Below are 6,195 nucleotides of genomic sequence, written 5' to 3' on the forward strand. Positions count from 1 at the left end.
ACGGGGAGCTTGAGATAGAAGTCTTCGCTCTCGGCGCCATTGATCCGGTGGAGATCGTCGGCGTCCTTCCAGTCCTGAAGCGAGTCGTTGATGATATCCCGCGCCTGCTTGTCGAGGCCGGCCGCGCTCAACAGGCGATCCACCCGGTCCGGCGGCGCGCTGTTGAGATTGATGCGCGCCTCCTCGTCGGTGATCCGATACGAGAACTCCCCCGCGCCGAAGGCCACGCGCTGGCGGGGAAGCTTCGGGAGCTTCACGGGCAGGGCCGCGCCCACCGCTCCCCGCAGGAAGACAAGGGTGCCCCCTTCCTCCAGCGCCTGGATGTTGCCGGGGCCCAGGATCTCGCGGATGGCCTGCTGGATGGCCGCTTCGGCCAGGTGAGTGGCCAGCACGCTTTCCTTGTAGGAGCGGACCATGGAGGCCTCGAGGCGCATGGACACGGACAGCTCGGTGACGACGACACCCAGGAGGGCCAGCACGAGCATGACAGCCAGGAGGGCGAAGCCGCGCTCATTGGTCACGGCGTCGTCACCGGGAGCGCGATCACGAGCGGGGGATGCTCGACGCTGTGTCCGCCCCGCATCACGGTGAGGGTCACCTCGACGGCCGCGGGGAGCGATTTCTCGACGGCGCCATCCCAGCGATCGGCCCAGGCGCGATCGGACTCGCGAAGATAGCGGAACCGCGCCACGCTGACACTGCCATCCACGGCGGCGGGGGGCAGGCGCTCGAAGGCATCGTCATTCGGCAGTGGCTTCTGTCGGATGGCAAGCCCGGAGCCTGGCTCGAGCGAGAAGGTCACCGCCATGAAGGCGATGGGCGTGGCCGTGGGGAAGGGCGGGGCGGCCGTCACGAAGGCCACTCGCTCGCCCTCGCCCTCGAAGAGCAGTCGCGCCGGCTCCCGCGCCGTCCCCGGTCTCTGATACGGGTAGGTGGCGTTGAGCGTGGGCGTGAGGATCTGGGCCAGGCTTCGCGTGCGATCGAGGACTTCCGCACGCTCCTCTCCCCGTTGCCAGGCGGCCAGTCCCACGCGAAGTCCCGCAAACATCACGACGAGAAGCGTGGCCACGATGGTGAGGGCGATCACCACCTCGATCAAGGTGAAGCCCCGCCGGCTCGCTCGCGTCATGGGGTGGCCGCCGCGCCTTGAACAGTGCGAAGCGTGGCCACTTCGATCATACGCCGGTTGCCCCAGCGGACGGCTACGGAGAGGGCAAGCAACTGTGGCGACGGGCCGCTGCTTGGCGAAAGCTCGTCCAGCACGGCCATGACGCGCACGCGACGCTCCCAGGTGAACTGGCCCTCCTGCCCCGAATCCATCCCTTCGGCGGAGCCGTCCATGGCGCGCAGAAGGCGATCAGCGAGAGCAACGGCCTCCTGGTGATCGCTGGAGACCTTGAGCAGCCGGAGCCCCTGCGACGCCGTCTGGATGAGGGCGACCACGGCCACGCTCAGGATGACCATGGCGATCAGCACTTCGAGAAGCGTGAAGCCCGCCCGGTTTCGTCGGTTCATAGCTCGAGGCGCTGGGTAGAGACGCGTCCCGTCAACGCATCCAGAGTGATCAGATACCCTCGCCGCCCTGGCATCTCGACACGCAGACGCCCGCCGCTCGTCACGCCCTGGGGCAGGAAGGCGATGACGGGTGCCGACGGGGGATCGGCGGCAATGTGCACCCCGGTGGCCATTCGGCGCATCGAGCGCACCGCGTCACCCGTCCGCAGCTCGATGACGCCGTCTTCTCCCCTCACTCGTACCTCATAGCTGCGATTGTGGGTGATGGCCTGTTCTCGGGCGGCGCGCAAGAACGTCGCGACCCCCGCCGCCTCCGCCCGCGTGCGAAGCCCGTCGAGGCCGCGGGCGATGGAGGGCGCGGAGACGCCTATGGCCACGGCCATGACCAGGAGGGTCACGGCCAGCTCGATGAGCGTGAAGCCGCGCTTCACTTGACGGACCACGACGTGACGTCGGCGTTCTCACCATCGCCGCCGGGCGCGCCGTCGGCACCCAGGCTCCAGATGTCGAAATCGCCGTGATCGCCGGGGCAGCACTTGTACTGATAGGGCTTGCCCCAGGGATCGAGCGGCACCAGGTTCTTCTTCAGATACGGGCCGCTCCAGTCGGAGACATTCGGATTGCGGACGAGGGCCTCGAGGCCCGCCGCGGACGCCGGGTAGGCGCCAACGTCGAGACGGTACTGATCAAGGGCCGCGCTGAAGAGCTCGATCTGCGCGCGCGCCGCCGCCTGCTTGGACTGGCCGACGCGGCTGAACAGGCGCGGCCCCACGAGGCCGGCCAGGAGGCCCAGGATGATGATGACCACGAGGAGCTCGATCAGCGAGAAGCCGCTGTCGCTTGCGAGGCCTCGAAGGCTGGTCCGCAAGGTTCGGTGCCCATCTTGCCGGTTGCCTCGCCCGGGCATCTCGGATATGGTGCTCGCCACATGCTTCCAGGCCGACCACTTGTCATGATCGCGCGTGCCGCGTTCGCCCTCGTGATCTTGGTGACCGCCCCCCCGGGGATTCCCTCGGCGTCCGCGGACGCGCTCCGGCTCGTTGATGGAGAAGGGGTCGTTCACTTCACGAATGTTCCCGGGGATCCGCGGTACAGAGGCCTGCCTGGCGCATCGGCGACGATCGCGGGAGGCCGTCCGACGTCTGATCGCCCGCGGGCTTTGTACGCCAGTGAGATTCACGAAATCTCTCTTCAATATGATGTAGACCCAGCCCTGGTCCAGGCCGTGGTCCGAGTCGAATCGGCGTTCAACCCCTCCGCCGTGTCCCGGAAGGGCGCCGGAGGCCTCATGCAACTGATGCCGCGGACCGCTTCGGCCCTCGGCGTCTTCGACCGTTTCGACCCGCGCGAGAACATCAGGGGTGGGGTTCGTCACCTCCGACATCTGCTCGACCGCTATCGCGGGAACGTCGCCCTGGCGATCGCGGCATACAATGCAGGCGAGGGAGCGGTCGATCTCCACCGCGGCATTCCGCCTTACCCCGAGACCGCGCAGTATGTGCAGCGGGTGCTTCGACAGGCCGACGTCTCCGAGGCTCGCGGCGGGAGTCCGCAAGGCATCTACCGATATCCGGGTCCCGACGATTCCCTGGTATACAGCAACCTCCCGCCTGACATCCGCCGACCGGTTGCCAATAGCACCCGCGGTCGCTAGCGGCCCCCTCACCCTACCCTCTCCCCCTCGGCGGGGGAGAGGGAAGAGAACACTCTCGTCACCCTGCGGTGCGTTCCGATCCCTCTCCCCCGCAGCGGGGAGAGGGAAGAGAACAAGTTCATTCCGATCCCTCTCCCCCACTGGGGGAGAGGGCAGGGTGAGGGGATCAGGTGTTCGCGCATAAGTCCACGCTTGCCCGTTCTGTTGCTCCGGATACGGGGCCCTGCCGACCTTCACCACCCCGTGCGGGATCAAAACGGTATATCGGTGATTGAAAGGATGGCCATGAGCATGGCCACCACGATGAACCCCACGACGAGCCCCATGCCGAGGATGATCGCGGGCTCGACCAGGGCGAGGAGGCGTTTGACCACCTTGCGCGTATCGCTCTCGAAGGTGGAGCCGACCTTGAGCAGCATCTCGTCGAGCCTGCCCGTCTCCTCTCCCACGCGCACCATGTGGGTGGCAAGCGGAGGAAAGGCGCCTGACTCCTCCATGGGCTTGGAGAGACCCGCTCCACGCCGGACCCCACCGCCCAGGCTCTCCACGGCGCGGGCGATCACCTGATTGCCCATCATCTCCTTGACGACGTCCAACGCCGACAGCATGGGCACCCCGCTCCGGAGCAGCGTGCCCGTGATGCGCGCAAAGCGCGCCACTTCCGTCTGCACGATGACGGCACCGAGGACGGGAAGCCTGAGCAGGATCTGATCGGCCTGGAGCCGGCCCGCCGAGGTGGCCAGCCAGATCCTGAGGGCGAGCGCAATGCCGAGTCCTGCGCCGGCCAGCGCCCACCAGTAATGCGTCAGCCAGGCGCTCAGCGAGAGAAGAACCTGGGTGGGCCAGGGAATGGTGCTGCCGAGATCACGGAAGATGTCGGCGAAGCGCGGGATGACGAAGGTCATGAGGAAGACGACCGCCGCGCCGCCGACGCAGATCAAGAGGCTCGGATAGATGAGGGCCGAGACCAGGGTGTCGCGGAACTCCTGGGCCTCCTCGAGGTACTCGGCCAGCCGCCGGAGCGTGGCCTCGAGGAAACCGCCCCGCTCCCCGGCGCGCACCATATTAATGTAGAGGCGCGAGAAAGGGCGGGGGTGGTGCTCGGCGAGCGCCTCGCCCAGCGAAGAGCCCGCACGCACGCTGCGCAGGACATGGGCCGTGATGGCGCGCAGCCGTGGGTTGGGCGTCAGCTCTTCCTGGATGGCGAGGGCGCGGTCGAGGGGCATGCCCGCCTCGAGGAGCGTGGCCAGCTGCTGGGTCAGGGCGACCAGCTCGCGGCCCGCGATGCGGTGCCGCCGCAAGGCAGGCCAGGCCAAGCCGGCAAGGCCGACCCGCTCTTCTTGGGGTCTGACCTGGATGGGGAAATACGCGTCGTGCTGGAGCCGCTCGACGACGCTGCGCGCGTCCGCGGCCTCCATCACGCCGTCGATGGTCTGCCCCCGCTGATCCGCCGCCTTATAGACGAAGATCGGCACGCCGGCGCCTCTCTCGGTGGCCCCTCCATGGGGCGGAAGAAACCAAGCTGGGCCTTGCATCCATCTCCCCTCCGGGGAGAGGGCAGGGTGAGGGGCCCGCATTTCGATGGGTAACGGGCCTAGGTATCTTCCTGCGTGACGCGCAGGATCTCTTCGACCGTGGTGACGCCCGCCCGGGCCTTGGCCCACCCATCGTCGCGCAAGCTGACCATCCCGTGCTCGATCGCATGGCGCCGGATGACACCTGTGGGCTTCTTCCCTAGGATGAGCCCACGGGCCTCCTCGCTGATCACGAAGAGCTCATAGATGCCGGTCCGGCCGCGGTAGCCCGTGCCGCGGCAGTCCTCGCAGCCCTTGCCTCTAGAGAGCTCGATGCCCGTCGCGTCGGTGACCCCGAGGGCCAACAGATCGCCCGGATCGGCCTGATACGGCGCCCGGCAGGCTGCGCAGATGCGCCGCACGAGCCGCTGGGCCAGGACGCCGTTCAACACGGAGGCCACGAGGTAGGCCTCGGCGCCCATGTCCTGCAGCCGGGTGACGGCGCCGGGGGCGTCATTGGTGTGCAGGGTCGAGAACACCAGATGCCCGGTCAGGGCCGCCTGGATGGAGATCTCGGCCGTCTCGAGGTCGCGGATCTCGCCCACCATGATGACGTCCGGATCCTGGCGGACGATGTGGCGCAACCCGGTGCCGAAGGACAGCCCGATCTTGGGCCGGACCGGGATCTGGTTCACGCCCGCCAGCTGGTACTCGACCGGATCTTCGATGGTGATGATCTTCTTCTCCGGCGAGTTGATCTTGTCCAGCGCGGCATAGAGCGTGGTGGTCTTGCCCGACCCGGTGGGCCCGGTCACCAGCAGGATGCCATGGGGGCGCCGGATGAGGCCGTCGAAGGTCTCGGCCACCTTTGGCGAGAAGCCCAGACGGTTGAAGGGCAAGAAGACGGACGACCGGTCCAGAAGGCGCATCACCAGGGACTCGCCGTGGACCGTGGGCACGGTGGAGACGCGGATATCCACCCGCCGGTCCCCCGCCGTGACCCGGATTCGCCCGTCCTGGGGCAGCCGTCGCTCGGCGATATTCATCTCCGCCATGAGCTTGATGCGCGAGGTCAGGGCGGCCTGGAGCCGCCGGGGCGGGGATTCGCGGTCATGGAGGATGCCGTCCAGCCGGTATCGGATCCGGAGGCGGTCTTCGTAGGGCTCGATGTGGATGTCCGAGGCCTCCGCGGCCACGGCCTCGTCGATCAGGAGACCGACCAGCCGGACGACGGGCGCCTCGGAGGCCATGTCGCGAAGCTGGTTGACGTCCGCCTCACCGTCACTATCAGCGCCCGCCTCCGGGGACCCCATGCCCTCGACGATCTTCTGCAGCGGGGTCGAGGCGCCGTAGGCGCGCTCGATCGCCTCGAGGATGGCGGCCGGCGGCGCCACGCAGAGCGCCACGCGCAGGCCAAGCATCTGGCGCAGCTCGTCCAGGAGCAGCGGGTTGGTCGGATCGGCCGTGGCCACCGTGATGGTGGAGGTGTCCACCGCGATCGGGCAGGCGGTG

The 6,195-nt window shown here is 68.0% G+C and carries 8 protein-coding genes; 1 reads left to right on the plus strand and 7 read right to left on the minus strand.

Annotated elements, in window-relative coordinates; all coding sequences use genetic code 11:
• The 5 genes from VGT00_18045 to gspG form a co-directional block, all read right to left on the minus strand.
• Positions 1–521 (minus strand): hypothetical protein (locus tag VGT00_18045; protein ID HEV8533330.1); only part of this gene is annotated, 521 nt, incomplete at its 3' end.
• Complete coding sequence (locus VGT00_18050) at positions 518–1,129, minus strand: prepilin-type N-terminal cleavage/methylation domain-containing protein (protein HEV8533331.1); 612 nt, start codon at positions 1,127–1,129, stop codon at positions 518–520. The genes VGT00_18045 and VGT00_18050, both read right to left, overlap by 4 nt.
• A complete protein-coding gene (locus VGT00_18055) occupies positions 1,126–1,515 on the minus strand; it encodes a type II secretion system protein (GenBank protein ID HEV8533332.1) in 390 nt (129 codons plus the stop codon). The genes VGT00_18050 and VGT00_18055 overlap by 4 nt, the downstream gene beginning before the upstream one ends.
• The gene (locus VGT00_18060; GenBank protein ID HEV8533333.1) at positions 1,512–1,946 is read right to left on the minus strand and encodes a GspH/FimT family pseudopilin; all 435 of its coding nucleotides are present in this window, start codon (positions 1,944–1,946) and stop codon (positions 1,512–1,514) included. The genes VGT00_18055 and VGT00_18060 overlap by 4 nt, the downstream gene beginning before the upstream one ends.
• On the minus strand, positions 1,943–2,383 hold the full coding sequence (gene gspG, locus VGT00_18065) for a type II secretion system major pseudopilin GspG (protein HEV8533334.1): 441 nt from the start codon (positions 2,381–2,383) through the stop codon (positions 1,943–1,945). Before gspG ends, VGT00_18060 begins: the two co-directional genes overlap by 4 nt.
• An 84-nt stretch (positions 2,384–2,467) precedes the next feature.
• On the opposite strand from gspG, the gene VGT00_18070 reads away from it, so the two are divergent.
• Positions 2,468–3,169, plus strand: a complete 702-nt coding sequence (locus tag VGT00_18070) for a lytic transglycosylase domain-containing protein (GenBank protein HEV8533335.1) — start codon at positions 2,468–2,470, stop codon at positions 3,167–3,169.
• A 251-nt stretch (positions 3,170–3,420) separates the two neighbouring features.
• Here VGT00_18070 and VGT00_18075 read toward each other — a convergent pair whose 3' ends face one another.
• The gene (locus tag VGT00_18075; protein HEV8533336.1) at positions 3,421–4,644 is read right to left on the minus strand and encodes a type II secretion system F family protein; all 1,224 of its coding nucleotides are present in this window, start codon (positions 4,642–4,644) and stop codon (positions 3,421–3,423) included.
• 119 nt (positions 4,645–4,763) lie between these two features.
• A partial coding sequence (gspE, locus tag VGT00_18080; protein HEV8533337.1) for a type II secretion system ATPase GspE occupies positions 4,764–6,195 on the minus strand: 1,432 nt, incomplete at its 5' end.

The organism is Candidatus Methylomirabilota bacterium (assembly GCA_036002485.1).
GTDB lineage: Bacteria > Methylomirabilota > Methylomirabilia > Rokubacteriales > CSP1-6 > AR37.

Bases quoted from the DNA above. Each gene is read 5' to 3' on its own strand.
- VGT00_18050 (HEV8533331.1), bottom strand. From the start codon at position 1,129: ATGACGCGAGCGAGCCGGCGGGGCTTCACCTTGATCGAGGTGGTGATC.
- VGT00_18055 (HEV8533332.1), bottom strand. From the start codon at position 1,515: ATGAACCGACGAAACCGGGCGGGCTTCACGCTTCTCGAAGTGCTGATC.
- VGT00_18070 (HEV8533335.1), top strand. From the start codon at position 2,468: ATGATCGCGCGTGCCGCGTTCGCCCTCGTGATCTTGGTGACCGCCCCC.